The sequence below is a fragment of the Pelagerythrobacter sp. genome (assembly GCF_041912895.1).
Classification (GTDB): Bacteria; Pseudomonadota; Alphaproteobacteria; order Sphingomonadales; family Sphingomonadaceae; genus Pelagerythrobacter.
The window spans coordinates 1,099,875-1,125,533 of record NZ_JAYSGI010000001.1 but is presented as its reverse complement, the minus strand read 5'-3'; the positions used below and the strand labels follow the sequence as shown (position 1 = coordinate 1,125,533).

Sequence of the window (25,659 nt, the reverse complement as noted above, 5' to 3'; positions counted from 1 at the left end):
TTGGCAGCGGAGGCGGTGCTTGATAGCGATGGCCGCCGATACAGCGTGAAAGGGAGCCGCCGAATGCGAGCATCTATCATTATCGTCGGCAGCGCTCTGGCCCTGACGGCATGCGGCGACGGTGCGGACCAGCCCAAATCGCCGGAAGAGGTCATGGCGGCCGCCGACAACCTCGTGAAGCCGACGCCCGGCCTCTACCGGAGCAACACCGAGATCGTCGATTTCGAAATTCCCGGCATTCCGCCTGCACAGGCTGCGCAGATGCGCGATCTCGCGGCCGGCCTTCAGGGCGAGGAACAGACCCGCTGCCTCACCCAGGCGGAGGCCGACGAAGGGTTCAAGCCGGTCGTCAGGCGGCTCGGCGAAGGCGCGGAGGGAATTACCTGCGCGTTCGACCGGTTCGATGCGGACGGCAGCGATCTCGATGCCGCGCTCACCTGTACCGGGTCGGACGGCACCGAGGCGCACATGACGATCGATGGCGTCGTCGAAGCCGAATCGAGCAGCATGCGCATGGAGATGAGCCAGAGCTCGCCCGCCATCCCGGGCGGCGAGATGCGGATGACGATGAAGGTTTCGTCGCAGCGCATCGGTGACTGTCCCGAACGCGGGCAATAGCGGAACGGTATCGTTCAGCGGCTGTTAGCAATGCCGGGACATAATGATCCGATGGCAACCGCTTCCGCCCCTTCTTCCTTCGCGCACCTGCCCAGCTCGCGGCACGAGCTGGCGCAGCGCTGGGAACTTGCGCGCGAGCCGATAGCCGATGCGAGTTCGGGCCCGAAGCTGCGCTATCTGGTGGGCGAGCTGTCGCATCTCGCCGAGCCGGTCCGGCGCCCGTTTCGCCGGATCGAAGTTGCACCCGCGGCGGAAATCCGCACCGTGATGCTGCTGCCGGGCTTCGCGACGCACCCCATCCGCATGCGCTACATGGCGCGGCAGCTCGAGCGGGCCGGCCACAAGGTCAAGCGCTGGGGGCTGGGGTTCAATTTCGGACCGACCGAGGACAATATCCGCTATCTCGAGCGGCGGCTGATCGAGGTTCACGAGCGCTATGGCCGTGAGGTCCATCTGGTCGGCTGGAGCCTCGGCGGGCTGTTCGCGCGCGAGATCGCTAAGCGCCATCCCGACCGCGTGGCGAAGGTCGTCACCATGGGCTCGCCTTTTTCGGGCAATCCGCGCGCCAACAACGCGTGGCGCGCCTATCAATTCGTGACCGGTCATCGCGTCGATCAGCCGCCGATCCAGACCGACATCTGCGACAAGCCGCCGGTGCCGACGGTGGCGCTGTGGAGCCCGCGCGACGGAATCGTCAGCGCACGCAGCGCCTGCGGCCGCGCCTGCGAGCGCGATCGGGCGGTGGCGCTGCGCTGCACGCATCTGGGTTTCACCTATTCGCCGGAAGCGATCGGCGCGGTGTTGCGGGAACTCGACGCCGCCTGAACCTTTCCTTCTGGAGTACGCGGATCGGGCACGCCCCCAAGCCTGCGGCAACGACAGCGGACAAGGGGGCCCATGAGCGAGGCGGACGCGAGTTTCGACGAGATGCGGATCGGAGACGGTTCGGTACGTCCGGCGTACGAAGATTATTTCGGCTGGTTCGACGATCAGGACGCCAAGCTCCTGATGCGCAAGCATCGCGACGCCGAGGTCGCGTTTCGCCGCACCGGCATCACCTTCAACGTTTACGGCCAGAACGAGGCCGAAGAACGGCTGATTCCGTTCGATATGGTTCCGCGGATCATCACCGCGGATGAATGGCGCCGTCTGACGCGGGGTATCGAACAGCGGGTGAGCGCGATCAACGCTTTCATCCACGATCTCTACCACCGGCAGGAAATCGTCCGCGCCGGCCGTATCCCCGAGCGGCTGCTGCGCAACAACGAGGCATGGCTGCCGCACATGGTCGGCTTCACCCCGCCCGGCGGGGTCTACACCCACATCGTCGGCATCGATCTGGTGCGGACGGGACCGAACGAATTCTTCGTGCTGGAGGATAACGCGCGCACGCCGTCGGGCGTCAGCTACATGCTGCAGAACCGCGAGACGATGATGGCGATGTTTCCGGACCTGTTCACCCGGGTTCCGGTCCGCACCGTCTGCGACTATCCGCGCCGCCTGGCCAAGAGCCTCGCAGCCTGCGCTCCGGCAGGGACGCGAGGCAAGCCCAACGTGGCGGTGCTGACACCGGGCATCTACAACAGCGCCTATTACGAACACGCCTTCATCGCCGACCAGATGGGCGCGGAACTGGTCGAAGGCAGCGACCTGCGCGTGACCGACGGGCGCGTGGCGATGCGCACGACGCGCGGCTACGAACCGGTCGACGTGCTCTACCGCCGGGTCGACGACGAATTCCTCGATCCACTCACCTTCAATCCCGACAGCGTGCTCGGCGTGCCGGGGATCATGGACGTCTATCGCGCGGGCGGGATTACCATCGCCAACGCGCCTGGCACCGGCGTCGCCGACGACAAGGCGATCTACAGCTTCATGCCTGACATCGTCGAGTTCTATACCGGGCAGAAGCCGCTGCTGCCCAATGTCGAGACCTGGCGCTGCGCGGACCCGGAAAGCCTCGCCTACGTGCTCGACAACCTCGCCGAATTGGTGGTGAAGGAAGTCCACGGCTCGGGCGGCTACGGCATGCTGATCGGTCCGGCCGCGTCGAAGCGCGAACTGGCGGAATTTCGCGCGAAGCTGGAAGCGAAGCCGTCGAACTACATCGCCCAGCCCACGCTCTCGCTTTCCACTTGCCCGATCTTCACGCGAAGCGGCCTCGCGCCGCGCCACGTCGACCTGCGGCCGTTTGTGCTCGTCTCGCCCGAAGGTATCGAGATCACCCCCGGCGGGCTCACCCGCGTGGCGATGCGCAAGGGATCGCTGGTGGTGAATTCGAGCCAGGGCGGAGGCACCAAGGACACCTGGGTGCTCAAAGACTGATGTACATGAGGCGCCCTTGCTAGGCCGGACAGCCCATGGCCTGTTCTGGATGTTCCGCTATCTCGAGCGGGCAGAGAATACCGCGCGTCTGCTGGAGGCCGGGTTCCACATGGCCCTGACCCGAGATGTCGCCACGGCCGAGGAGGAATGGCGGTCGGTGATCGAGGCGTTCGGCCAACGCGCGGGCTACGAAGCGAAGCACGGCACCTATACCGGGCATCAGGTGTGGAACTATCTGCTGCGCGATCCGGACAACGCTACCAGCGTCATCGCGATGATCGGCGCGGCGCGAACCAATGCGCGCTCGGTCCGCAGCGCGATCAGCGGCGAATTGTGGGAAGCGGTCAACGAGAGCTGGATGGAGATTTCCAAACTGCTTGCGCGGCCGGTCGCGCAGAGCAGCGTGGGCGAGGCGGTGCAGATTATCCGCCGGGCGGGCACGGTCGTTCTCGGCGCTATGACCGGATCGATGCTGCGCAACGAAGGCTATCACTTCGCGCGAGTTGGCACGTTCGTTGAGCGTGCGGATTGCATCGCGCGCATCCTCGACATGAAATATTACCTGCTGCTTCCCTCGCTGTCGTACGTCGGGTCGAGCCTCGACACCGGGCAATGGGATCAGGTGCTGCGCTCGGTTTCGGGCGATCGCGCCTATCGCTGGCTCAACGCCGGGCAGATCGACGCCCGCGGGATCGTCGAATTCCTGGTGCTCGACGATCGCTTCCCGCGCAGTCTCGCGTTCTGCCACTCGGCGCTGCGCGAGGATCTCGCCGCCCTCGCGCGCATTCATGGCCACGAGGGCGAAAGCGACGCACTGATGCGCAAGAGCGGGACGCGCATTTCCGATCTCACCATCGAGGATATCTTCGACATGGGACTGCACGAGTTTCTGCTCGAATTCCTGTCCGCCAACCGCGCGATCGCCGGTTCGATCGCCGAAGACTACAGGTTCCTTGCCTGATGCGCCTCTCGATCCGACACAGAACCCGCTACGCCTTCGCCGAACCCGTGGTCCACGCGCTCCAGCGGCTGCGGCTGACCCCCAAGGCGACTCAGGGGCAGAACATCCTGTCGTGGGACATGGAATACGAGAACGCCCGGCCGGAGATCGAATACGACGACCAGCACTTCAACACGGTCACGCTGGTCGCGGTCGAGCATGGCGCGCGCGAAGTGATCGTGAGCTGCAGCGGCGTGGTCGATACCGAGGACAACGCGGGGGTGATCGGGCATCATTCCGGGCATCTGCCGCTGTGGAGCTTCCTGTCGCAGACGGACCGCACGCGGCCCGGACCGAAAGTGCGAGCGCTTCTGCGAGACCTCGAATGCGCGCCGGACGGCAAGCTCGATTATCTGCATGCCCTGTCGCAACGCATCCGCGACGAGGTGGAATACCGCACCGGCTCGACCGGCGTGAACACCACCGCCGAGGAAGCGGTCGGCGCGGGCCTCGGCGTGTGTCAGGACCATGCGCATATCTTCATCGGCGCGGCGCGCGAGGCGGACATTCCCGCGCGTTACATCAGCGGCTACCTCATGATGAACGACCGCGTAGATCAGGAGGCGACGCATGCCTGGGCCGAAGCGCACGTCGACGGCCTCGGCTGGGTCGGGTTCGACGTTTCCAACGGAATCAGCCCCGATCCGCGCTACGTCCGCGTGGCGACCGGGCGGGACTATCGCGACGCTGCGCCGATCACCGGGATCAGCTTCGGGGTTGCCAGCGAGGACCTGCGCGTCGATGTGGCGGTCGAACAGCAGCAGGTAGACCAGTAACAATGACCTATTGCGTCGGAATGGTCCTCGACAAGGGCCTCGTCCTGATGAGCGACACTCGCACCAACTCGGGCGTCGACAACATCTCGGTGTTTCGCAAGATGTCGTGCTGGCAGGTGCCGGGCGAACGGATGCTGGCGGTGATGACTGCGGGCAACCTGGCCACGACACAAGCCGTCATCAGCCAGCTCGAAGAGCGCACCAAGGCGCCCGACGAGCGGCACAACTCGCTGCTCGAGGCACCGAGCATGTTTCAGGTCGCGACCGAGATCGGGCGACTGCTGCGCACTACGATCGCCGAGCGGCAGGATGCCAACGGCGCGCGCGGCAGAGGCCGCTTCACCGCTTCGATCGTCCTCGCGGGCCAGATCAAGGGCATGGAGCCGCGGCTTTTCCTGATCTATCCCGAGGGCAATTTCATCGAAGCGAGCTTCGACACGCCGTTCTTCCAGATCGGCGAAACCAAATACGGCCGCCCGATCCTGATTCGCGGATACGACCGGACGATGAGCTTCGAGGATGCGGTCAAGCTGCTCACCGTGTCGTTCGATTCGACGCTCAAGGCGAACCTCTCGGTCGGCCTGCCGCTCGATCTGCTGGTGATCGCGCGCGACGGGTTCGAGGCGACCCATACCCGCCGGATCACGCACGACGATCCCTATTTCCAGGCGATTTCGTCCAGCTGGGGCGATGCGCTGCGCCAAGCGTTCCATTCGCTGCCTGACTACAGCTTCTATGCGGGCGACGAGGAGGAAGACCGGGCTGATGACGCCGCCGGAGAGCCCTAGGCAGTACTGCTGACCGTAATCGCCCCTAAGGCGAAAGCTCCGATCCCGATCTAAATACGCGGCTGCGTTGCCGGTTCAAAAATCGGAGATCCTACGCATTAATAGTGGGTTATCGTCTCCGAAATGGGGCGTGTAGCACCACCGCCCCCGCGGCTTTTCACGGCATCCATGCGATCATGGACGACCGGATCATTCTTCACATCGTCGACCCCGACAGCCGCACGCGGGCGGAGATCGCACAGACCGCATTTGCGCTGGGGCATCATGCAGAGGTCTACGCCACCGTTAAAGAATTAGCGGAATTCATGCCCGATCGCGGGCTGGCACTCGTTCGCGACTACGATGGATGGGGCAGCATCGGCGATGCGATCCGCATGCTCAGCAGAAGCTCGGTGTGGCTGCCGGTGATCGCCACGGCGACCGAACCCGAGACGGGCAGGATCGTCGAGGCAGTCCGGGACGGCGCGTTCGACTACCTCGGTCTGCCGCTGACGCCCGCAGCGCTCGACGACGCCGTCTCGCGCGCGGTGGGTGAAGCCGGCGAGCACGCGGCGGCGCAACGGCGGCTGGCGGAAGCCCGGCAGCGGATCGACACCCTGACGCCGCGCGAGCGCGAAGTGCTCGACTGGCTCGTCGAAGGGCAGAGCAACAAGGCGATCGCGCACGCGCTCGACATCAGCCCGCGCACGGTGGAGATCCATCGCTCCAACATGATGGCGAAGCTCGGGGCACGGCATCCGGTGGACGCAGTGCGCATCCGCCTCGACGCGAAGGGCGGAAGCTAGGCACCCGGCGCTAGGCGCCGATTACCGGCAGAACCCGCCGTCGCCGCCGCGCTCGACATGGAAGTGGTTGCGGTGCGCCGCGTTGTATTCTGGGCCGAGCACGGTGCGGAAGCGCTTGCACGCGCTGCGCTGGACGACGCGCAGGAACTCGCGCTCGGCCGAGGTCCCGTCGTCCCAGTCGTCGAGGACGCTTACCCGGCGGCCGTCGGCGAGGTGGAAGGCGGCCACGTCGATCGCGTCGGCAGAGGCGTGGGCCGAGCGGCGGCTGCTCCCGGCGACATTGCGGCAGGCATAGCTGCCCATCGTCTCGACCTGGACGATCGGGCTGTTCAGATAGACGCGCGCGGCGCGGTCCACGCCGTAGCGGACCCAAGCGGTGAACGCTTCGGCGGTGGGGCAGGTGACCGGGCCGAGGTTGCTGACCGAGAACGACCCGGCGTCGCCCGGCAGCCGGGTCAGATTGACGGTGTTGAGCAGCGAGCAGCCTTGCCCGGCATAGCGATCGGGCAGGGGGGTGAACCCGGCCCCGGTCGCGCCGAGTTCGGCCAGGCACTGGCGCGCTTCCCGGCTGGCGGGGATCGTGTTGCCGCTCGCCGGAGTGGCTGGCCGGTCGGGCGCGTCGCGTCCCGGCAGCAACTGGCAACCTGCCAGCGCGAACAACAGGAAGCAGGAGACGATCGCGCGAAGCATGCACGCATAGTGGGCAGACAGGGTTAACGCGACGTTGACCGGCGCCTCCCCCACGGCGCGCCGCCGGCTACCCGCGTCAGGTGGTGGTCACCGCCTCCTGCGGCCGGGCGGTGGCGAGGCTCACGCCCCAGATCGCCAGCCACGAGGCGATGAAGCCCGGAATGATCTCGTAGACGCCCTCGCCGCCGAGGAAGCTCGCGTTCCAGCCGAGCGCGATCCACAGCCCCACGACCGCCGCCCCGGTGACGAGCCCGGCGACCGCGCCCGCACCGGTCATGCGGTTCCACGTCAGCGAGAGGATGATCAGCGGGCCGAACGCCGCGCCGAACCCGGCCCAAGCGTTGGACACGAGCCCGAGCACCTGGCTTTCCGGATCGGACGCGATCGCGATCGCGGCGAGCGACACCAGCAGCACGGATATGCGGTTGACCGTCACTGTCTCGCGCTCGCTCGCCTCCTTGCGCAGGAACAGGCGATAGAAATCTTCCGTCAGCGAACTCGACGAAACGAGGAGCTGCGAGCTGATCGTGCTCATGATCGCGGCGAGCAGGGCAGCGAGAAGGAAACCCGTGATGAGCGGGTGGAACAGCAGGTTGGCGAGCACGATGAAGATCGTTTCGGGATCGTCGATCACCAGCCCGTTGCGCTCGATATAAGCGCGGCCGGCAAGGCCGATGCCGAGCGCGCCGATCAAACAGACGAACATCCATATCATGCCGATGTTGCGCGCGACCGGAACGTCCTTCGCGCTGCGGATCGCCATGAAGCGCACGATAATGTGCGGCTGGCCGAAGTATCCGAGCCCCCATGTCACGGCGGAAAGAAATCCGATCGCAGTCAACCCGTAACCGATATCGAGAAAGCCAGGCTGGATGTTGGTCAGCGATTCGCCCGCGCTCCCGCCGGGGCCGAACATCACCACCAGCGGCATCAGGACCAGCGCGACGACCATGATGCAGCCCTGCACGAAATCGGTCAGGCTGACCGCCAGGAAGCCGCCGACCATCGTGTAGGCCAGTACCACGCCAGCGGTCAGCCAGATGCCGAACATGTAGTCGCTCATCCCGGTATCCGCGAACAGACCCGCGAAGCTGGTGACGAACAGCTTGCCGCCGCCGACGAGCCCCGCGGCGGTGTAGACGGTGAAGAACACCACCACGATGATCGCCGAGATCACCCGCAGGGCGGTTGCCTTGTCGGGGAAGCGGTTGGCGAGAAATTCCGGGATCGTCAGCGCGTTGCCGTAGTCGATCGTCTGCTGGCGCAGGCGCGGCGCGACGACGATCCAGTTGACGAGCGCGCCGACGAACAGTCCGATGCCGATCCAGGCCGATACCAGTCCCGATATGTAGAGCGCACCCGGGAGGCCGAGCAGAAGCCAGCCCGACATGTCCGACGCGCCGGCGCTGAGCGCGGCCACCGCCGGATGCAACTGGCGGCCACCCAGCAGGTAGCCTTCGGAGGTGTCGGTCGATTTCTTCCAGGCATAGAGCCCGATGCCGAGCATCAGGATGAAATAGAGCGAGAGTGTGATGAGAGTCCCTGTCTGCATGGAGCGCGGCGTAACAAGACTGTGGCACGATTGCCACCGTGCAGCGTGAATTTGCATGGGTGGAGCGCTAAAATCGACCGAAATCCGCGCCTTCCCATTCGTTTGCCGCCTCTGTCGCGCCCATCGAGAGGTCTTGTTTTCAGTGGTTTAAATGTGGCGTTCATGATCCCGGCGGCAAAGCGCGGCCTGTCGACCCGCTTCCGGCGGCTCGGCAAGGTGCCGGAACCGAAACGTAATTGGCGGATTTGGCCGGGACTAGGTTCGCAACTAAGGAAAAGTTATGAAAAAGCATCTGCTTGCCGGCCTCGCGGCCAGCGGTTTCGCGCTGTCGGCAGCGCCCGCCATGGCGCAAAGTTCGGATGAGCCGGTCTACTTCGACGGGCTCTATGTCGCAGGTTCGGTCTCGTACGATATTCAGTCGAACGACGGCGGCGATACGCTGGCGTTCGATACCGATGGTGACGGGGTCAGCGACAACGTCAACACTGCTGCCGGTGTGGATGCGTTCGCCCCCGGCTTCTGCAACGGCCAGGCACGTTCCGGTCTCGCGGCCGATGGCTGCACCAGCGACAAGGACGATATCGGCTATGCCGGCCGGGTCGGGTTCGACAAGCGCTTCAACGGTGGTCCGTTCGTAGCGGGTGTCCTGCTCGAAGGCAGTTCGTCGGACGCGATCGACTACACCTCCGGCTTCAGCTCCACGCCCGCGAGCTACACGGTCAACCGTGAGCTTGATTACGCAATCTCGGCCCGTGCGCGCGCCGGTTTCTCGCCGGGTGACGGACGCGGTCTGTTCTACGTCACTGGCGGCGGCAGCTATGCCAAGATCAGGCACGGTTTCACGACGACGAACAATGCCAATTCGTTCGCCGAGCGTGATGATGGCGACATGGTCTGGGGCTACCAGGCCGGCGCGGGCGTCGAGCTCATGGTGACCCAGAACGTCGGCCTCGGGCTCGAGTACCTGTACTCGAACTACAAGGACAACGACTTCTTCGTCGAAGTGGGTCAGGGCACCGCGCCTGCCACCAACCCCTTCCTGATCGATTCCGGCCGGACGGACATCCGCCCGTCGGATACCAATTTCGAAGTCCAGTCGCTGCGCGCCTCGCTCAGCTTCCACTTCTGATATCGGACAAATAAAAAAGGGCGGTGCCTCGCGGCGCCGCCCTTTCTCGTGTCCGGTGAAATCAGGCGGCGTCCTTGCGCTTCGCCCGCTTGCGCTCGTGCGGATCGAGGATCGCCTTGCGCAGGCGAATGCTGGTGGGCGTCACTTCGACCATTTCGTCGTCGTCGATATAGGCGATCGCCTGCTCCAGGCTCATGCGGCGCGGCGGGGTGAGGCGGATCGCGTCGTCCTTGCCGGTCGAACGGAAGTTCGTCAGCTGCTTGGACTTCATCGGGTTGACTTCGAGATCGTCGGGCTTGGCATTCTCGCCGATCACCATGCCTTCGTAGATCTTCGCGCCGCCGCCGATGAACAGCTCGCCGCGCTCCTCCAGCGCGTTGAGCGCGTAAGGCACGGCCTCACCCGGCACCATCGAGATCAGCACGCCGTTCTGGCGGCCTTCGATCGGCCCCTTGTGGACGTCATACTTCTCGTAGAGCCGGTTCATGATCCCGGTGCCGCGCGTGTCGGACAGGAACTCGCCGTGATAGCCGATCAGACCGCGGCTGGGGGCGGAGAAGGTGATGCGGGTCTTGCCCTGGCCGCTCGGGCGCATCTCGGTCAGTTCGGCCTTGCGGCGCTGCATCTTCTCGACGACCGTGCCCGAGTGCTCGTCGTCGACGTCGATCACGACCGTCTCGTACGGCTCCATACGTTGGCCGCCTTCCTCGCGGAACAGCACACGGGGGCGGCTGATGCCGAGTTCGAAGCCTTCGCGGCGCATCGTCTCGATCAGCACGCCCAATTGGAGTTCGCCGCGGCCGGCGACTTCGAAGCTGTCCTTGTCCTCGCTCTCGGTGATACGGATCGCGACGTTGGTTTCGGCTTCGCGGTACAGGCGGTCGCGGATCATGCGGCTGGTCACCTTGCTGCCCTCGCGCCCGGCGAGCGGGCTGTCGTTGACCGCGAAGCGCATCGCCAGCGTCGGCGGATCGATCGGCTGCGCCTTGATCGGCTCCTTCACCGCCGGATCGGCGACGGTGTTGGCGACGGTCGCCTTCTCCAGCCCCGCGAGCGCGATGATGTCGCCCGCCTGTGCGCGCTCTACCGGCACGCGCTCGAGGCCGTCGAAACTCAGCAGCTTGGTCGCGCGGCCGACCTCGACCACGTTGCCCTCGGCGTCGAGCGCATGGATCGGATCGTTGACGTTGATCGTGCCCGACTGGACGCGGCCGGTGAGCACGCGACCCATGAAGTTGTCGCGATCGAGCAGGGTGGCGAGGAAGCTGAACGGGCCGCTGGTGTCGAGGCCGGGGGCGGGGACGTGCTTCGTGATGAGTTCGAACAGCGGTTCGAGGTTGCCTTCGCGCGCGTTCTCGTCCTCGCTCGCGTAGCCGTCGCGGCCCGAGGCCCAGAGCGAAGGGAATTCGAGCTGGTCGTCGTTGGCGTCGAGGCTGGCGAACAGGTCGAACACCTCGTCGAGCACTTCCTGCGGGCGCGCGTCGGAACGGTCGATCTTGTTGACCACCACGATCGGGCGCAGGCCGAGCGCAAGCGCCTTGCCGGTCACGAACTTGGTCTGCGGCATCGGCCCTTCGGCCGAATCGACCAGCAGGATGACGCCGTCGACCATGGAGAGGATGCGCTCGACCTCGGCGCCGAAGTCGGCGTGGCCCGGGGTGTCGACGATGTTGATGCGCGTGCCGTTCCACTCGACCGAGGTGCACTTGGCGAGGATGGTGATCCCGCGCTCTTTCTCCAGGTCGTTCGAATCCATCGCGCGCTCCTCGACGCGCTGATTCTCGCGGAAAGTGCCGGACTGGCGGAACAGTTGGTCGACCAGCGTGGTCTTGCCGTGGTCGACGTGGGCGATGATCGCCACGTTGCGGAGGGCGTCTGACATATCTCGGGGCTTTCGATGTAGCGGTGCGGCAATGGTGCGGCGCAATATTCGCGCGCGCCCTAGACGAGCAGGCTTGCCACGGCAAGCGGTCTCATTGCGGGGCGGCTGGCGTTTGCGCTTGCCAGGGTCGCGAGATTATGGTGCCTTTCGATCGGAGCAGCGATATCGGGGGGACTGCATGCACTGGATGATTCTGCCTCTTAAGCGTTACGCCGAATTCTCGGGGCGTTCGCGCCGCATGGAATACTGGATGTTCGCGCTGCTCAACGTGATCGTGATGGCCGTGGTGTTCCTGCTGATGGGCGTGACAGGCAGCCTGGGCGATGTCGGCACGGTGGACCCGGCCAATCCGCTCGCGATCTACGGCACGCTGTTCACCGGCGTCGGGCTTCTTCTCGCCGTGTGGTTTCTCGCCATCCTCATCCCCGGCATCGCAGTGGGCGTGCGCCGCCTGCACGATCGCAACATGTCCGGGTGGTGGTATCTGGGGTTCATCGTGGTGAGCTTCATTCCTTTCATCGGCCTGATCGCCAGCATCGCGTTTCTGGTCGTTATGCTGCTTCCCGGCACGCCCGGCCCGAACCGCTTCGGCGAGGATCCCAAGGGGCGGGGCGCTTCCGAGGTTTTCGAATAGCCTGCAACACCGCCGCAAGTTGCCGTCGGGGCGGTTCGCCAACAACCGGCCGGCGGGTTTGCGCAAGCGACACACGTTGTATCGATGCCGCACTGTGACTCGAAAGGCACAACCCGCCCGTCACTGCCGTCAAACCGTCACGCGAACTTGAGAGGTTTCGTTAGAGAACCTATTCGCGAACACAGAAGGCCGCTCGACCCATGGTGGAAGACGGCCCGATCTTTTGGAGAGGAACATCAATGCGTTTTACCGCTACCGTTCGCACGGCGCTGCTCGCAGGCGTGGCCGGCATTGCCCTTCCGTCGTCCGCCTTCGCGCAGGAGGCCGACGTCCAGGCCGTCACCGACGTCGATGGCGACGGGATCGAGGATGCCGCCGATGCCGGCACGGGTAACGAAATCATCGTCACTGCGACCAAGCGCGAACAGACGCTGCAGGAAACCCCGGTCGCGGTCAGCGTGACCACCGCCGAAACGATCGAGCGTGCGCAGATCCGGGATATAACCGACCTCCAGTCGGTGGTGCCGTCGCTGCGCGTTTCGCAGTTACAGAGTTCTTTCGCGACCAGCTATTCGATCCGCGGTTTCGGTACTGACGGCAACAATCTCGGCCTCGAGCCCTCGGTCGCGGTGTTCGTCGACGGGGTCTATCGCAGCCGGGCTATCTCGCAGATTTCCGATCTTCCCAATCTGCAACGCGTAGAAGTATTGCGTGGGCCGCAGTCGACGCTTTTCGGCAAGAACGCCAGCGCCGGCGTCATCTCCATCGTCAGCTCCGAACCGTCGTTTGAATTCGGCGGAAACGCCGAAGTGTCGTACGGGAACTACGACGCACTGGTGGCGCGGGCGTACGTTACGGGGCCGATCAGCGATACGATCGCCGCGAGCCTGGCGGGTGGTTACAACCGGCGCGATGGATATATCACCAACGGATTAGACGGTGACGACCTGAACGACCGCGACCGCTGGTTTACCCGTGGCCAGCTGCTGTTTGAAAACGACAGCAATCTCAAAGTGAGGATCATCGGCGACTACGACGAGATCGACGAAAAATGCTGCGCCGTGGCGAATCTCGCACGGTCCGCCGAAACCGGCGCGATCGAGGCGATCGGTGGCCAGGTGAACGATTTCCGCGATCCGCTCGGCGGCGTCGTGTTCTCCGATGTGGTGCCGTTCAACCGCGTGAAGAACTGGGGTGTTTCGGGCCAAGTCGATTACGACATCGGCGACATGACGTTGACCTCGATCTCGGCCTATCGAGACACCAGCATCAACGCCAATCAGGATGTGGATTTCACCAGCGCGCAGCTCGCCACCGGGGCGAACATCGGACAGGCCGACATCGAAACCTTCACGCAAGAAGTTCGTCTCGCTAGCGATTTCGATGGCATGGTGAACTTCCTTGTCGGCGGTTACTATTTCAACGAGGATCTTCAGACCACCGACCAGATCGTCTACGGTCCGGATTTCAGGCCCTATGCCAATCTGCTGATCCAGGGGGCATCTGGCGGCGCGCTCAATGTGAATTCGCTCGAGGCGCTGCTCGGTGCGGCACCGGGCACGTTTTTCGCGGAAGGTTCGGGCTTTTTCAACGACTTCCAGCAGGACAACGAGGCCTATTCGTTCTTCGGCCAGTTCGATATCGATCTCACCGATCGGCTGACGGTCACGCTGGGCGGAAACTACACCAAGGACAAGAAGGACGTCGTATCGAATGGCGTCAGCACCGAGGCGTTCTCCGCCGTTGACTTGGATGCGCCGCAATTCGCGCCCTCGCGCAATCTTCTGCTGTTCCAAGGGGCCCTCGCGCAGGGCGTAGGCAATGCGCTGGGCCTCGACCGTTCGGCCACGGCGGCTGAGATCGGCGCGTTCGCGGCCGGCAACATGGCTGCCTTCGGTGCGATCCAGGCCGGTGCGCAGGCTTTCGCCAACGCCAATCAGAACAATCCCCAGGCCAATCCGTTTGCCGGCCTGCGGGCTTTTCAGTTCCTTCCGCCGATACTGAACATTCCCAACGCGGTGGAAGACGGCAAATCGCGCGACGACGACTTTTCGTACATCGCGCGCGTAGCCTACGAGGTGTCCGACACGGTCAACGTCTATGCGAGCTACGCCACCGGCTTCAAGGCGAGTTCGTGGAACCTTTCACGCGACAGCAGGCCGCTGCCCGGCGATTTCACGCAGATCGTCGCCCAGGGCCTCGACACCCCCAACCTGCGGCCGGGGACGCGCTTCGCGCTGCCCGAGGAATCCACGGTCTACGAAGCGGGGATCAAGGGCGCCTGGGACGTAGCAGCAGCCAATCTCACGGTGTTCCTGCAGACGATCGAGAATTTCCAGGCCAACACCTTCATCGGCTCCAGCTTCGTTCTCGCAAATGCGGGCGAACAGGAAACCTTCGGCATCGAATTCGACGGCAACGTCCGCCCGACCGATTCGCTGACCCTGTCGCTGGCGATGACCTACCTCGACCCAAAGTATAAAAGTTTCGTCGGCTCGCCCGTCGGCGATCTGACGGGCGAGCGCGTGGCGGGCGTTCCTCCGATCAGCGCTTCGTTTGGAGCGCAGTGGGACAAGGAATTGCCCAATCTCGACCGGCTCATCGTTCGCGGGGATTTCGCCTATGAATCCGACGTGCAGGTGGTCGCGGGGCTGACCAATTACATCGTCACCAATCCCGACGGCACGCAGGACTTCGAACCAGCCCGTCTCGAGGGGGCGAAGTATCGGCGTGAGGTCAACAACCTCAACGCATCGATCACCTATGCGATGGATATGGGGCTGGAATTTTCGATTTGGGGGCGCAACCTGCTCGACGATCGCTATATCTCGACCATCTTCCCTTCGGTTGCCCAAGGGCGCTCGGTTTCAGGTTATCCGAACCAGCCGCGCACGTACGGCGGCTCTGTGAGGTATCGGTTCTGATAAGAAGCTTCATTGATATGGAAAGGGGGCCGCGAGCCCCCTTTCTTTTGCCGCTGTCGGCGTTTGATCGCGTCAGAGCGCCCGCAGCGCCTGCGCCGGCTTTGCGCGCAACAGAGGAAGCGAGCCGGCCAGCGCGAAGCCGAGCACGACCGCGAGACCGGTCGCCAGCACCGCCAGCATCGCTCCCCAGTCGGGCAGCCAGTCGAATTCGAACAACTGGGTGATGACCAGCCAAGCGAGCGCGCTGCCGAGGGCAAAGGCCACCACCGCGAGAGCGAGCGCCAGCAGGCCGTATTCGATCAGCTGCATCGTCAGCACCTGCCTCCTGCTGGCACCGAGAACGCGCAGGATCACCGTATCGTAGGTCCGCGCAGCACGTGCCGCTGCGATCGCGCCGATCAGCACCGCTAGCCCCGCCAGCACCGCCACGGAAGCGGCGGCGAAGGTCGCGACGCCCACTTGGCCGAGGATCGTGCGCGCCTGCGCCAGCACCTGCCCGATCTCGATCACCGAGCTTGAGGGAAACTCGCGCACCAGGCTGCGCAGCAGCGGCCCGGTGGGGGCGCCGTCGGGCAGGTCGATCGTCGCGGCGATGTTGTGCGGTGCATCCTGCAGCACGTTGGGGCTGAATACGAACACGTAGTTGAAGCCCATGCTTTCCCAGTCGATCCGGCGCAGGTTGGCGACGCGCGCGGTGCGCTCCACCCCGAGCACGCCGATGGTGATGTAGTCGCCCACGGCGATGTCGGCCGCCTGCGCCAGTTCCTCGTCGACCGAAACCAGCGGCTCGCCCGACCACATCGGGCCCCACCATTCGCCCTCGACGATCGTGTTGCCCGCCGGCACGCTGTCGGCATAGGTCAGCCCGCGCTCGCCGCGCAGGCCCCATGCGCCGTCGGGAATTTCCTCCAGATCGGCAACACGCGTCATCGCGCCTTCCGGGCCGTAGGCGAGCACCGCGCCGCGCAGGGCCGGGACGGTGGTGATCGCGGCTTCGGGCTGTTCGCTCGCGACGAGTTTCTCGAACGCGCCGATCCGATCACGCGGGATGTCGAGCACGAAATAGTCGGGCGCCTGATCCGGCACGCGGCGCTCGATATTGCCGTCGATCGCAGTCTGGATGCCCGCCAGCAGGACGAAGGCGGACAACCCGAAGCCGAGCGCCGTCACCAGCGCGCCGGTCGAGGAGCCCGGGCGGTGCAGGCTGGCGATTGCGTTGCGCACCAGCGGGCTGGAAGGGCGGGGCAGGCGCGCGGCCCCGGCGCGGATGGCATGTCCGAGGAGAGCCAGCAGCCCCAGCGTCACAGCGGCGCCGAGCAAGAACAGCGCCGCGAGCCCCGGATCGTTCGAGGTCAGCAGTACGAGAGCGACGATGCCCGCCAATCCCGCCAGCACCCAGCGCAGCGCGGTCCGGTCACGCAGCAGCGGGGCGACCCGCGCGCGCATCAGCGCCATCGCGGGGAACTGGCGCGCACGCAGCAGCGGCGTCGCGGCGAAGACCAGTGCCACCAGCAGGCCATATCCCGCCGCCAACAACAAGGCGCCGGGCGCGAACACGAAGCCGCCTTCTACCGGCAGGATATCTTGCAGGGCTGCCGAAAGCAGCGGCGTGACCAGCACGCCCGCGAGCAGGCCGAGCGCGCTGCCCGCCAGCGCCGCCGCGCCGATCTGCAAGGCGTAGATACGGGCGATATCCCCGCTCGTTGCGCCCAGCACCTTCAGCGTGGCGATGCTGGTTCGGCGCGCTTCGAGATAAGACGTGACGCCGCCGCCGATACCGATCCCCGCGATGACCAGCGCGGCGAGGCCGACGAGGGTGAGGAATTCGCCCATGCGCCCGACGAAGCGGTCCGCCCCGGGCGAAGCGCCGTCGCGCGTGCGGAAATCGAACCCCGCCTCGGGGAAGCGCTCGGTCAATGCCTCTTCCACCGCCTCGGGATCGCGATCGGGCGCGAAGGCAACGCGGTATTTGCTCTGATACATCGCGCCAGGCGCGGTAAGTCCCGCGCGCGCGGGCAGGCCGACATCGGCGATTACCGTCGGGCCGAGCTGGAAGCCTTCGGACAGCCGATCCGGCTCGTCGGCGATGATTCCGGCGGCTGTCAGTTCTTGCGTGCCGATGCGGAAGCTCTCGCCGACCGTGATGCCGAGCCGGTCGATCGCGCCCTGCGCCAGCCATGCCTCGCCCGCCGCGGGAGCGCCGACCGTGCGGCCATCGGCGAGCGTCAGCGTGCCGTAGAGCGGCCAGGCATCGTCGACCGCCTTCAGTTCGACCGGGGCGGCGTTGCCATCGGCCGTTGCCATCGCCTGCAGCCGCGTGCCGCCCGAGATGCGCCCGTATTCGGCGAGCGCAGCCTTTTCTTCGGGCGCGAGATCGCGCTGCCACACCTCGATTTCCAGATCGCCGCCGAGCAGCACTTGGCCGCGATCGGCGAGTTCGCCCTCGATCGCGCCGGTCAGCGTGCCGATCGCCGCCAGCGCCCCCGTGCCGAGGAACAGGCACACCAGCAGCAGCCGCAGACCCTTGAACCGCGCGTTGAGATCGCGCCGCGCGATGCGCCAGGCGGTGGCGAGTGGGAGCGTGTCAGACACCCGTGTCGCTCGCGATGCGCCCGTCCTCGATCGTCACCACCCGGTCGCAGCGTTCGGCCAGTTCGGGATCGTGGGTGATGACCAGCAGCGTCGCGCCGGTTTCGGCCCGGCGGCCGAACAGCAGGTCGATGATCCCGTGCCCGGTCGCGACGTCGAGGTTGCCGGTCGGCTCGTCGGCGAAGATGAGTTGCGGACGCGGCGCGATGGCGCGGGCGATGGCCACGCGCTGCTGCTCGCCGCCCGAAAGCTGCTGCGGATAGTGATTGAGCCGGTGGCCGAGGCCGACCGCCTCGAGCTCCGCCCGCGCGCGATCCTGCACGCCCGTTTCGCCCGCCAGTTCCATCGGGGTGGCGACATTTTCGAGCGCGGTCATCGTCGGCAGGAGGTGGAACGCCTGGAGCACGATGCCGATATGCCCGCGCCGCGCCAGCGCCAGCGCATCCTCGCCCATCGTCGCGAAATCGTGCCCGCCGATGCGCAAGCTGCCGCCGCTCGCGCGTTCGAGGCCCGACAGCACCGCCATCAGCGAGCTCTTGCCCGAGCCGGAAGGGCCGAGCAGCGCCAGCACCTCGCCTTCCGCGACGTCGAGATCGACGCCACGCAGGATTTCGACGGGAGCACCGGTCTGGCCGAGTGTGAGGGTAAGGTTGCGCGCGGAAATCGCGAGAGGGGGGCTTGTCACGCGCTTGCGATGGCATAGGCAGGCGCGAGGAACAAGGAGCCTTGCCGATGCGTCCCGCCCTTTCGTCGATCCTGCTGGCCCTGCCGCTTGCCGCGTGCGGCAGCCCCGCGCCGCAACCCGAGGCCGCGCCGAGCGAGCAGGCGGCCGCCGAACCGGCGCCCGTTTCCGGCCCGGAACGGCGTATCCTCGCGTTCGGGAACAGCCTGTTCGCCGGATACAATCTGGAAGACGGCGAAAGCTATCCGGCGCGACTTGAGGCGGCGCTGCGGGCGCAGGGGATCGACGCACGCGTCGCCAACGCCGGGGTGTCGGGCGATACAACCGCGGCAGGCTTGCAGCGGCTCGCCTTCACGCTCGATTCGCAGGAACGCGCGCCCGATCTCGTGATCCTCGAACTGGGCGGCAACGATCTGCTGCGCGGCCTGTCGCCCGACGAAACGAAGGCGAACCTCGCCGCGATGCTCGACATTCTGGCGGAACGGGACATTCCCGTGCTGCTGATGGGAATGCGCTCGCCGCCCAACTACGGGCCGGAATTCCAGGCGCAGTTCGATGCGCTCTATCCGGCGCTAGCCGAGCAATACGGCGCGGACCTGGTGCCGTTTTTCCTCGATTCGATCTACGACCAACCGCAACTGATCCAGCCCGACCGCATCCACCCGACCGCCGAAGGGATCGAGACACTGGTGGGCGCGACATCGAGCGCGGTGGTCGAGGCGCTGCCTGAGGACGAGGCTTAGCGCGAGCCCCAGCGCAGGTTGGGGCCTCAGGCAGATGGGGCTCTGCTGCCGATGTTCTGGCAGTCAGCCTGAGGTCCCGGCCTTCGCCGGGACTCATTCGGCGACGACCTCTCCGCCGCTGACCTCCCACATCGCCGCTTCGCCCGCGATGTCGGCGAACGGTGCACGCTCGGTGCCGGTCAGCCACACTTGTGCGCCGCCCGTGCGTAGCCGGGCGAACAGTGCCTCGCGCCGGAGCGGATCGAGGTGCGCGGCGACCTCGTCGAGCAGGAGCAATCCGGGGCGCCCCTGCGCCGCGAGTTCGGCATGGGCGAGGGTGATGGCGATCAGCATCGCCTTCTGCTCGCCGGTGGAGCAGGTGGCGGCAGGCGCGCCCTTGCCGGCCATCGTGACCTCGAGATCGTCGCGGTGCGGACCGGTGAGCGTGCGGCCAGCCTGCCGGTCGCGGCGGCGGCCGTCGCGCAGGGCGGCGGCGAGGTCTCCCTGTGTGGTCGCGCCGCCCGCCGCGTAGGCGAGGGCGGGGCGGGCGAAGGGTTCGTCCGGCAACGCGGCCAGTGCCCCGGCAACCGCTGCGATCGCCCGCGCACGGCTTTGTGACAGGGCGCTGCCGTATTCGGCGAGGTGCCGTTCGACCCCGTCGAGCCACGCCGGATCGGGCGGCGCATCGCCTGTCAGCAGCCGGTTGCGTTCGCGTAGCGCAGCTTCGTAGCGGGTCGCGTTGCGCGCGTGACCCGGATCGAGTGCGAGCGCCATGCGGTCGACGAAGCGACGCCGGTTGCCCGCGCTGTCGGCGAACAGCCGGTCCATCGCCGGGGTCAGCCAGCTCACCGCCAGCCATTCGCCGAGGCTGGCCGCGCTCGCTTCCGCCCCGTTGACCTGCACCAGCCGTCGCCCTGGCCGGTCCGCGCGGACCAACGTGCCGAGGCGGACCGGCTCCGTCTCTGCCGCCAGTAACGAAGCGCCGACCGCGAAGCCGCCCGCGCCGTTACCGCGCGGCAGGTCGGCCAGCTGCGCCCGGCGCAACCCGCGCCCGGGCGCGAATAGCGAGAGCGCTTCGAGCACGTTGGTCTTGCCTGCTCCGTTCTCTCCGGTCAGCAGGTTGAACTTCGCCGTGCCCGACAGCTCGCTGCGCCCGTGATTGCGGAAATCGGCAAGGGTGATCCGGTCGAGCGCCATGAGCAGCGGGCGATAGCTGGCGGGTCTTCGCGAAACCACGAGAATTTGCGATCCGAAAGGTTGGGAAAAAATCCCAACCTTTCGGATCGATGAACGATGCGGCTTCGCGCGCTGGGGCACGGAATGGCTGAATTCCGCCGTTTCTCGAAACTGGCACACCCCGTGCAAAGCATCTGGTGTTCGCGGGATTGTCCCAAGGACAGCGCAAAGGAAGGGAAAAATACCATGCAATCGTTCAACAACATGAGCAGCCGCCTCTTCGCCGCCGTCTCCGCCTTCGCCGTCTCGGCCGTGTTCTTCGCCGCCGCGATCGTGCCCGCCAGCCCCGCCGGCTTCATCGCATGACCCGGCACGACAACCACCCCGTCGTGGCGCCGGAGCGCAGCTTCCGCCTCGACAAGACCGACGGCAAGGTGTTCGGCGTCTGCGGCGGGATCGCAAACTACCTCGGGGTCGACCCGCTCTGGGTCCGCGTGGCCTTCGTCGCCGGCACATTGATCGGCTTCGGATCGTTGATCCTGGTCTACCTCGCGATCGCGCTGATCGCGGATTGAGAGGGCGCGGCGCAAACCGCGCCCCTCACACCTTCACCCGCCGCATTACCTTCACATGGCCGAGATACCGCCGTCGAGCTTGATCTCGGCCCCGGTCATGAAGCGACTCTCGTCGCTCGCCAGATAGACCACCGCATTGGCGATATCGTCCGGCTCGCCGACGAATTTCAGCGGGATCTGTCGCGCCAGCTTCTCCAGCAGCACATCCTTGTCGATCGCATGATGCCGCGCCGTCCCATCGAGGATCGGCGTATCGACGAACGTGGGATGCACCGAGTTGCAGCGGATGCCCATGTTGTTCTTCGCGCAGTGCAACGCGATCGACTTCGACAGCATCCACACCGCCGCCTTGCTCGAATTGTAGGCCGGCATCGTATCGCTCGCGATCAGCCCGGCGATGCTCGAGATGTTGACGATCGATCCGGGCGCGTGCTCGCGCATCAGCGGCAACGCCTTCTGGCAGCCGTGAAAGATCGAATCCACGTTGACCGAGAAGCAGCGCTGCCAGTCCTCGAATTCGCTTGTCTCGATATTGCCGCCCACACCGATCCCGGCATTGTTGACCAGCACGTTGAGGCCGCCGAGGTGCTCGCGCGCGGCATCCACCGCCGCTTCCCACTGAGCGGGATCGGTCACGTCGTGCGCGATGGCAAAGGCGGTGCCGCTGCCGAGGCTTTCGTCGATCGCCTGCGCCGTGGCCGCCGCGCCCGCACCGTTGAGATCGGTGCAGAGTACCCGCGCGCCTTCTTCCGCCAGCCGCCGCGCATGCGCCGCGCCGAGACCCTGCGCCGCCCCCGTCACCAGCGCCAGCTTGCCCGCGCACCTGCCTGCCATATCATTCCTCCCCGATGAGACTGTCCGCCAGCAACATGGCGATCCGCACGTCGACCGCATGGCCGAGCGCGCGGCGCTGTGCGATGAATTCGCGCACATCGGCAAGGGGCACGCGGTGTACGGTGATATCCTCGCTCTCGGTACCGCCGCCAGCGCCGATCTTCGTCAGCCCCCGCGCGCGCATCAGCGTGAAGCTCTCGCTGACCATGCCGGGCGACGAATGAAATTCGCCGAGGTTCTCCATCCGCGCGGCGGTGTAGCCGGTCTCTTCCTCCAGTTCGCGCACCGCGGCGGCTTCGGCCGCTTCATCCTCTGCGCCTTCCTCATCGCCGATCAGCCCCGCAGGCAGTTCGAGGCAGACGCGGCCGAGTGGCACGCGATATTGTTCCACCAGCAGGACGTGGCCATCCTCGACCGCCAGTATCACCGCAGCGCGGATGCCACGGGCGCGCGAGACGTATTCCCACCGCCCGCGCGTCTTCGTGGCGATGTATTTGCCCTGCCAGACGATGTTTTCGGATGCGTCCCGATCGGCGGTCATCAGACCTCGATCAGCCGGTCGGGCAGCTCGTTCACATCGTCGTCGGCGCGGGGGAAGTGCTCGGACAGGACCTGGCCCACATCGCGCACGCCCGCTGCCATGCCCTCGGCCACGCGGCCTTCGCGGATTTCGGCAAGCATATCGGCCATCGCCTCGCCCCAGACCTCGGCCGGGACCTTCTCCGCGATCGGCTGGTCGGCGACGATCTCCGCCCGGTGCTCGTGCATCGAAAGGTAGATCAGCACGCCGGTGCGCCCGTGGGTGCGCCGCTCCGCGCCGACCTTGAACAGCGCGACCGCCTTGTCGTGCGTGCGCGTGCTTTTCACCGGGCCGGGCACGAGCAGGAATTTCAGCGGCTGCCACAGCTGGATCGCCCAGACGCCGACGAACTTGATAAGACCCAGCCCGGTCAACATCCCGAACAGTTCGCCGGTGGTCCACTCGTGCGTCCAGCCGCCCAGCAGCCAGTCGAGCTTCGCGAGGAAGAATTCGGGAAACAGCGCCACCACGCTCATCGCGGTGAAGGCGGCTGCGATCGCCCACAGCAGCGCGATATCGCTGTATCCGTCGGAGCGGTCGGCGAGCACCGTAACGATCTCGCCCGAGGTTTCGCGTTCCGCCGCAGCGACCGCATCGGTGACGATCGTATGCTGATCGGCTGTCAGGTATTTCATCGCCTACCATCCCCCGGAGGCGCCACCGCCCCCGAAACTGCCGCCGCCGCCCGAGAAGCCGCCGCCGAAACCGCCGCCTCCGCCGAAGCCGCCACCGCCCCAGTCGTCACCGCCCGACATCAGGCCGCTGGCGACCGCCTTGCCCGCTTCCCACAGGATGATGTCGCCCACGACACCGCCCACTCCGCCACGGCGATAGCGCCGCTTGCGCCCACGTCCGAACAGCGGGAGGATGAAGAAAAAGAACAGGAAGCCGAGCCAGATCAGCGCGCCGAAGGGGAAGCCCCCATCGCTCTCGCGTTGCTCCTCCGCCTGCGCGGCGATGCGCTGCGCCTCTTCCGCGGGAAGCTGCAATTGGCCGACGATCGCGTCGGTTCCGGCGACGATGCCGCCCGGATAGTCGCCGTCGCGAAAACGCGGGAGGATCTGCTGCTGGACGATGATGGCGGAGAGGCCGTCGGTCAGTACCGGCTCGAGCCCGTAGCCGACCTCGATCCGCACCTTGCGCTCGTTCGGAGCGACGATCAGCAGCGCGCCATCGTTGCGTTCCGCATCGCCAAGGCCCCACGCGCGGCCGAGCTGGTAGCCGTAATCCGCGATGTCGTAGCCTTGCAGGTCCGCGATCGTCGCGACCACGACCTGCCGCTGCGACTGTGTCTCCAACGCTTCCAGCTTCGCGGTGAGCTGCGCCTCGACATCGGGCGGAATGATGTCCGCTTGATCGACCACGCGGCCGGTCAGTTCGGGAAATTCCTGCGCCCATGCCGGCGACGCGATCAGCGCCGCCAGCAGGGCGAGAAGGCCGGCGATACGGCGCATCGGCCCGCTCAATTGGCCTGCGTCGAACCGCCCGGGGTCATGTCGAGCTGGGGCGCAGTTTCAGCGCCGGGGGTCACCGCCTCGTAAGGCACCATCGGCTCCGCGCCGTGGATGATATTCGCGCCGATCGTGTCGGGGAAGGTGCGGATCGTGGTGTTATACTGGCGCACCGCCTCGTTGTAGTCGCGGATGGTGATGCGAATGCGGTTTTCCTGCCCTTCGAGCTGGCTCTGCAGCATCTGGTAGTTGGTGATCGACTGGAGCTGCGGATAGGCCTCGAAATTGGCCAGCAGACGGCCGAGCCCGGCACCGAGCTGGCTTTGCGCGGCTTCGAATTCGGCCATCTTCTCGGGATCGTTGAGATCGTCGGTGGTAAGGTTCACGCTGGTCGCGCGGGCACGCGCGTTGACCACGTCGGTCAGGATGCCGCGCTCCTGCTCGGCCGCGCCCGCGGCGACTTCGGCAATGTTGGGTACTAGGTTCGCGCGCTCCTGGAACGCGGCCTGTACGTCGGCCCACTTGGCCTTGGCGTTCTCCTCGGCGGCGGGCACCGAGTTGATCCCGCAGGCAGCGAGGCCGAGCGAGGCGACGGCGACGAGGCCGAGTCTGGCAGACTTCCAGTTCATCGAATAGCTCCCGGAGGCGGGGCGGAATGCGCCCGCTGCAATCTGTATTGCGCAGATAGCACACCGGTGCGGCATTTCAAGGAAATCGCCGGTCTTGGCAGCCGACTGGCAAAATGGCAGAAACTCGTGCGAACTGGCCACGACGGAGAATCAGGCATGCTCACGGAATTCAAGGCATTCATCGCCAAGGGCAACGTGATCGATCTCGCGGTCGCGGTCATCATCGCCGGGGCCTTCGGCAAAATCGTCACTTCGTTGACCGAAGACGTGATCATGCCGTTCGTCGGGTTCATCTTCGGCGGCGTCGATTTCTCCAGCTATTTCATCCTGTTGAGCACGCCCGAAGGCTATACCGGGTCGACCGCCGACTATGCGGCGCTGAAGGAAGCGGGCGCGGCGATGATCGGCTACGGATCGTTCATCACCGCGATCATCAATTTCCTGATCCTGGCGTTCATCATCTTCCTGCTCGTCCGCTACGCCAAGAAGGTGATGGCCGAATTCGAGAAGACTCCGCCGGAAGAAAAGCCGACCGGGCCGACCGAACTCGACTTGCTCAAGGAAATTCGCGACGAGCTGAAGAAGCGCCCCTGAGGCGCCTCTTCCCGGTCACTTCACATTAAGCGGCGGATCGCTATATAGGGCAGTGCCGGTTTTGGCCGGCTATGGCGATAAATTGCGGTGTGCAATAGGCACAACGGACCCGGGGGCAGTACCCGGCGGCTCCACCAAAATTCCCGGAATTCCGGGGATCTCGACGGGGCCGAACCAGGATCGACGTGTGTTGAAAGGCACTGTTTTCGCCCGGGCTGAGTAACCCGTTAAAGGCTCAAAACTCACAAGTGCCAACGACAACGAAGCACTTGCTCTCGCTGCGTAACCTGACGGCCTAACGGCCTGATCTTACAAAGCTATGAGCACGGTTCGGACCGAACCGGGTAACAGAATCGGAAACCGGGCGTCCGGGGGTACGTAGCAACAGAAACCCCCACTTACTTCCCGACATCAGGCTCACGATCGCGCTCGTACCGCAGGCAGTCGAGGATCTTCGCGCCCGCCAGAAACACCGCGCCGGTGCAGGCGAGGAACAGCAGCTTGCCGCCCCAACCAGGATATTGCGTGAGATAGGCCGATCCGCGCGCCGTGGCGCCGAGGCTAAGCGCATAGATGATCAGGTAGGCTTCGCCCCGCGTCTTGATGACGAACAACCGGCGAAGCTTTCCGAACATACGCGACCTTCGGTTAACGCCGGGCGTCTGCGAGTCGCCATATTCGACCTCGTGCCGCCCGATACGGTGGTTAACGATCCGCCGAGTCT

The 25,659-nt window shown here is 65.7% G+C and carries 26 protein-coding genes and 1 other RNA gene; 15 read left to right on the top strand and 12 right to left on the bottom strand.

The features are described from left to right. Nucleotides 1-63: 63 nt before the first annotated feature. The 7 genes from ACE3QC_RS05700 to ACE3QC_RS05670 all read left to right on the top strand — a co-directional run bounded on the left by ACE3QC_RS05700 (nt 64) and on the right by ACE3QC_RS05670 (nt 6,292). A complete protein-coding gene (locus ACE3QC_RS05700) occupies nt 64-618 on the top strand; it encodes a DUF3617 domain-containing protein (RefSeq protein WP_374406134.1) in 555 nt (184 codons plus the stop codon). Nucleotides 619-669: 51 nt separating this feature from the next. Beyond that, nucleotides 670-1,443 (top strand): esterase/lipase family protein, encoded by a 774-nt coding sequence (locus ACE3QC_RS05695; protein WP_374406133.1) that lies wholly within the window; start codon nt 670-672, stop codon nt 1,441-1,443. Nucleotides 1,444-1,515: 72 nt separating this feature from the next. Beyond that, on the top strand, nt 1,516-2,943 hold the full coding sequence (locus ACE3QC_RS05690; RefSeq protein ID WP_374406132.1) for a circularly permuted type 2 ATP-grasp protein: 1,428 nt from the start codon (nt 1,516-1,518) through the stop codon (nt 2,941-2,943). Between the two features lie 16 nt (nt 2,944-2,959). Further along, nucleotides 2,960-3,904, top strand: coding sequence for an alpha-E domain-containing protein (locus ACE3QC_RS05685; RefSeq protein WP_374406131.1), 945 nt, complete (start codon nt 2,960-2,962; stop codon nt 3,902-3,904). After that, nucleotides 3,904-4,719, top strand: a complete 816-nt coding sequence (locus tag ACE3QC_RS05680; RefSeq protein WP_374406130.1) for a transglutaminase domain-containing protein — start codon at nt 3,904-3,906, stop codon at nt 4,717-4,719. Before ACE3QC_RS05685 ends, ACE3QC_RS05680 begins: the two co-directional genes overlap by 1 nt. 2 nt (nt 4,720-4,721) lie before the next feature. Next, entirely contained in the window at nt 4,722-5,507 is a 786-nt protein-coding gene (locus ACE3QC_RS05675) for a peptidase (RefSeq protein WP_374406129.1), read from the top strand. Nucleotides 5,508-5,683: 176 nt separating this feature from the next. After that, nucleotides 5,684-6,292: a response regulator transcription factor gene (locus tag ACE3QC_RS05670; RefSeq protein ID WP_374406128.1), complete on the top strand. Its 609-nt coding sequence runs from the start codon at nt 5,684-5,686 to the stop codon at nt 6,290-6,292. A 21-nt stretch (nt 6,293-6,313) separates the two neighbouring features. Here the strand turns inward: ACE3QC_RS05670 and ACE3QC_RS05665 are convergent, their stop codons facing one another. After that, entirely contained in the window at nt 6,314-6,982 is a 669-nt protein-coding gene (locus ACE3QC_RS05665) for an extensin family protein (RefSeq protein ID WP_374406127.1), read from the bottom strand. Between the two features lie 76 nt (nt 6,983-7,058). Then, complete coding sequence (gene putP, locus ACE3QC_RS05660; RefSeq protein WP_374406126.1) at nt 7,059-8,534, bottom strand: sodium/proline symporter PutP; 1,476 nt, start codon at nt 8,532-8,534, stop codon at nt 7,059-7,061. Between the two features lie 280 nt (nt 8,535-8,814). Between putP and ACE3QC_RS05655 the strand changes: the two genes are divergently transcribed. Continuing rightward, entirely contained in the window at nt 8,815-9,663 is an 849-nt protein-coding gene (locus ACE3QC_RS05655) for an outer membrane protein (RefSeq protein WP_374406125.1), read from the top strand. 61 nt (nt 9,664-9,724) lie between these two features. Here the strand turns inward: ACE3QC_RS05655 and typA are convergent, their stop codons facing one another. Continuing rightward, complete coding sequence (typA, locus tag ACE3QC_RS05650; RefSeq protein WP_374406124.1) at nt 9,725-11,545, bottom strand: translational GTPase TypA; 1,821 nt, start codon at nt 11,543-11,545, stop codon at nt 9,725-9,727. Between the two features lie 178 nt (nt 11,546-11,723). Here typA and ACE3QC_RS05645 point away from each other — a divergent pair, with 178 nt between their 5' ends. After that, on the top strand, nt 11,724-12,179 hold the full coding sequence (locus tag ACE3QC_RS05645; RefSeq protein WP_374406123.1) for a DUF805 domain-containing protein: 456 nt from the start codon (nt 11,724-11,726) through the stop codon (nt 12,177-12,179). A 239-nt stretch (nt 12,180-12,418) separates the two neighbouring features. Next, on the top strand, nt 12,419-15,103 hold the full coding sequence (locus ACE3QC_RS05640; RefSeq protein ID WP_374406122.1) for a TonB-dependent receptor: 2,685 nt from the start codon (nt 12,419-12,421) through the stop codon (nt 15,101-15,103). A gap of 72 nt (nt 15,104-15,175) precedes the next feature. Here the strand turns inward: ACE3QC_RS05640 and ACE3QC_RS05635 are convergent, their stop codons facing one another. Continuing rightward, nucleotides 15,176-17,695 (bottom strand): ABC transporter permease, encoded by a 2,520-nt coding sequence (locus ACE3QC_RS05635; protein ID WP_374406121.1) that lies wholly within the window; start codon nt 17,693-17,695, stop codon nt 15,176-15,178. After that, nucleotides 17,688-18,377: an ABC transporter ATP-binding protein gene (locus ACE3QC_RS05630; protein WP_374406120.1), complete on the bottom strand. Its 690-nt coding sequence runs from the start codon at nt 18,375-18,377 to the stop codon at nt 17,688-17,690. The genes ACE3QC_RS05635 and ACE3QC_RS05630 overlap by 8 nt, the downstream gene beginning before the upstream one ends. A gap of 47 nt (nt 18,378-18,424) precedes the next feature. On the opposite strand from ACE3QC_RS05630, the gene ACE3QC_RS05625 reads away from it, so the two are divergent. Further along, on the top strand, nt 18,425-19,117 hold the full coding sequence (locus ACE3QC_RS05625; protein ID WP_374406119.1) for an arylesterase: 693 nt from the start codon (nt 18,425-18,427) through the stop codon (nt 19,115-19,117). Between the two features lie 93 nt (nt 19,118-19,210). On the opposite strand, the gene recF is transcribed toward ACE3QC_RS05625, so the two are convergent. Continuing rightward, complete coding sequence (recF, locus tag ACE3QC_RS05620) at nt 19,211-20,293, bottom strand: DNA replication/repair protein RecF (protein WP_374406662.1); 1,083 nt, start codon at nt 20,291-20,293, stop codon at nt 19,211-19,213. Between the two features lie 123 nt (nt 20,294-20,416). Here recF and ACE3QC_RS05615 point away from each other — a divergent pair, with 123 nt between their 5' ends. Both ACE3QC_RS05615 and ACE3QC_RS05610 read left to right on the top strand, forming a co-directional pair. Next, entirely contained in the window at nt 20,417-20,638 is a 222-nt protein-coding gene (locus tag ACE3QC_RS05615) for a hypothetical protein (protein WP_374406118.1), read from the top strand. Beyond that, the gene (locus ACE3QC_RS05610) at nt 20,635-20,847 is read left to right on the top strand and encodes a PspC domain-containing protein (protein ID WP_374406117.1); all 213 of its coding nucleotides are present in this window, start codon (nt 20,635-20,637) and stop codon (nt 20,845-20,847) included. Before ACE3QC_RS05615 ends, ACE3QC_RS05610 begins: the two co-directional genes overlap by 4 nt. Before the next feature lie 51 nt (nt 20,848-20,898). Here the strand turns inward: ACE3QC_RS05610 and ACE3QC_RS05605 are convergent, their stop codons facing one another. From ACE3QC_RS05605 to ACE3QC_RS05585, 5 genes are read right to left on the bottom strand one after another with little or no spacing between them, the layout of a single operon-like run. Next, complete coding sequence (locus ACE3QC_RS05605) at nt 20,899-21,681, bottom strand: SDR family oxidoreductase (protein WP_374406116.1); 783 nt, start codon at nt 21,679-21,681, stop codon at nt 20,899-20,901. Nucleotide 21,682: 1 nt separating this feature from the next. Beyond that, complete coding sequence (locus tag ACE3QC_RS05600) at nt 21,683-22,222, bottom strand: NUDIX hydrolase (protein WP_374406115.1); 540 nt, start codon at nt 22,220-22,222, stop codon at nt 21,683-21,685. After that, a complete protein-coding gene (locus ACE3QC_RS05595) occupies nt 22,222-22,896 on the bottom strand; it encodes a TPM domain-containing protein (RefSeq protein WP_374406114.1) in 675 nt (224 codons plus the stop codon). The genes ACE3QC_RS05600 and ACE3QC_RS05595 overlap by 1 nt, the downstream gene beginning before the upstream one ends. 3 nt (nt 22,897-22,899) lie before the next feature. After that, on the bottom strand, nt 22,900-23,715 hold the full coding sequence (locus ACE3QC_RS05590) for a YgcG family protein (protein ID WP_374406113.1): 816 nt from the start codon (nt 23,713-23,715) through the stop codon (nt 22,900-22,902). A gap of 8 nt (nt 23,716-23,723) precedes the next feature. Beyond that, nucleotides 23,724-24,341, bottom strand: a complete 618-nt coding sequence (locus tag ACE3QC_RS05585; protein ID WP_374406112.1) for a LemA family protein — start codon at nt 24,339-24,341, stop codon at nt 23,724-23,726. Between the two features lie 156 nt (nt 24,342-24,497). Here ACE3QC_RS05585 and mscL point away from each other — a divergent pair, with 156 nt between their 5' ends. Beyond that, nucleotides 24,498-24,935 (top strand): large conductance mechanosensitive channel protein MscL, encoded by a 438-nt coding sequence (mscL, locus tag ACE3QC_RS05580; RefSeq protein WP_374406111.1) that lies wholly within the window; start codon nt 24,498-24,500, stop codon nt 24,933-24,935. A 15-nt stretch (nt 24,936-24,950) separates the two neighbouring features. Beyond that, nucleotides 24,951-25,297: a transfer-messenger RNA gene (gene ssrA, locus ACE3QC_RS05575) on the top strand. 36 nt (nt 25,298-25,333) lie between these two features. Here ssrA and ACE3QC_RS05570 read toward each other — a convergent pair. After that, the gene (locus ACE3QC_RS05570) at nt 25,334-25,570 is read right to left on the bottom strand and encodes a hypothetical protein (protein ID WP_374406110.1); all 237 of its coding nucleotides are present in this window, start codon (nt 25,568-25,570) and stop codon (nt 25,334-25,336) included. Nucleotides 25,571-25,659 lie beyond the last annotated feature (89 nt).

What these genes read in the sequence shown, in the direction of transcription:
- ACE3QC_RS05665 (WP_374406127.1), bottom strand. Translation starts at nt 6,982, where the DNA reads ATGCTTCGCGCGATCGTCTCCTGCTTCCTGTTGTTCGCGCTGGCAGGT.
- ACE3QC_RS05700 (WP_374406134.1), top strand. Translation starts at nt 64, where the DNA reads ATGCGAGCATCTATCATTATCGTCGGCAGCGCTCTGGCCCTGACGGCA.
- ACE3QC_RS05570 (WP_374406110.1), bottom strand. Translation starts at nt 25,570, where the DNA reads ATGTTCGGAAAGCTTCGCCGGTTGTTCGTCATCAAGACGCGGGGCGAA.
- ACE3QC_RS05645 (WP_374406123.1), top strand. Translation starts at nt 11,724, where the DNA reads ATGCACTGGATGATTCTGCCTCTTAAGCGTTACGCCGAATTCTCGGGG.
- ACE3QC_RS05585 (WP_374406112.1), bottom strand. Translation starts at nt 24,341, where the DNA reads ATGAACTGGAAGTCTGCCAGACTCGGCCTCGTCGCCGTCGCCTCGCTC.
- typA (WP_374406124.1), bottom strand. Translation starts at nt 11,545, where the DNA reads ATGTCAGACGCCCTCCGCAACGTGGCGATCATCGCCCACGTCGACCAC.
- ACE3QC_RS05670 (WP_374406128.1), top strand. Translation starts at nt 5,684, where the DNA reads ATGGACGACCGGATCATTCTTCACATCGTCGACCCCGACAGCCGCACG.
- ACE3QC_RS05690 (WP_374406132.1), top strand. Translation starts at nt 1,516, where the DNA reads ATGAGCGAGGCGGACGCGAGTTTCGACGAGATGCGGATCGGAGACGGT.
- ACE3QC_RS05640 (WP_374406122.1), top strand. Translation starts at nt 12,419, where the DNA reads ATGCGTTTTACCGCTACCGTTCGCACGGCGCTGCTCGCAGGCGTGGCC.
- recF (WP_374406662.1), bottom strand. Translation starts at nt 20,293, where the DNA reads ATGGCGCTCGACCGGATCACCCTTGCCGATTTCCGCAATCACGGGCGC.
- ACE3QC_RS05625 (WP_374406119.1), top strand. Translation starts at nt 18,425, where the DNA reads ATGCGTCCCGCCCTTTCGTCGATCCTGCTGGCCCTGCCGCTTGCCGCG.
- ACE3QC_RS05680 (WP_374406130.1), top strand. Translation starts at nt 3,904, where the DNA reads ATGCGCCTCTCGATCCGACACAGAACCCGCTACGCCTTCGCCGAACCC.
- ACE3QC_RS05610 (WP_374406117.1), top strand. Translation starts at nt 20,635, where the DNA reads ATGACCCGGCACGACAACCACCCCGTCGTGGCGCCGGAGCGCAGCTTC.
- ACE3QC_RS05675 (WP_374406129.1), top strand. Translation starts at nt 4,722, where the DNA reads ATGACCTATTGCGTCGGAATGGTCCTCGACAAGGGCCTCGTCCTGATG.
- ACE3QC_RS05590 (WP_374406113.1), bottom strand. Translation starts at nt 23,715, where the DNA reads ATGCGCCGTATCGCCGGCCTTCTCGCCCTGCTGGCGGCGCTGATCGCG.
- ACE3QC_RS05695 (WP_374406133.1), top strand. Translation starts at nt 670, where the DNA reads ATGGCAACCGCTTCCGCCCCTTCTTCCTTCGCGCACCTGCCCAGCTCG.
- ACE3QC_RS05600 (WP_374406115.1), bottom strand. Translation starts at nt 22,222, where the DNA reads ATGACCGCCGATCGGGACGCATCCGAAAACATCGTCTGGCAGGGCAAA.
- putP (WP_374406126.1), bottom strand. Translation starts at nt 8,534, where the DNA reads ATGCAGACAGGGACTCTCATCACACTCTCGCTCTATTTCATCCTGATG.
- mscL (WP_374406111.1), top strand. Translation starts at nt 24,498, where the DNA reads ATGCTCACGGAATTCAAGGCATTCATCGCCAAGGGCAACGTGATCGAT.
- ACE3QC_RS05655 (WP_374406125.1), top strand. Translation starts at nt 8,815, where the DNA reads ATGAAAAAGCATCTGCTTGCCGGCCTCGCGGCCAGCGGTTTCGCGCTG.
- ACE3QC_RS05615 (WP_374406118.1), top strand. Translation starts at nt 20,417, where the DNA reads ATGGCTGAATTCCGCCGTTTCTCGAAACTGGCACACCCCGTGCAAAGC.
- ACE3QC_RS05605 (WP_374406116.1), bottom strand. Translation starts at nt 21,681, where the DNA reads ATGGCAGGCAGGTGCGCGGGCAAGCTGGCGCTGGTGACGGGGGCGGCG.
- ACE3QC_RS05595 (WP_374406114.1), bottom strand. Translation starts at nt 22,896, where the DNA reads ATGAAATACCTGACAGCCGATCAGCATACGATCGTCACCGATGCGGTC.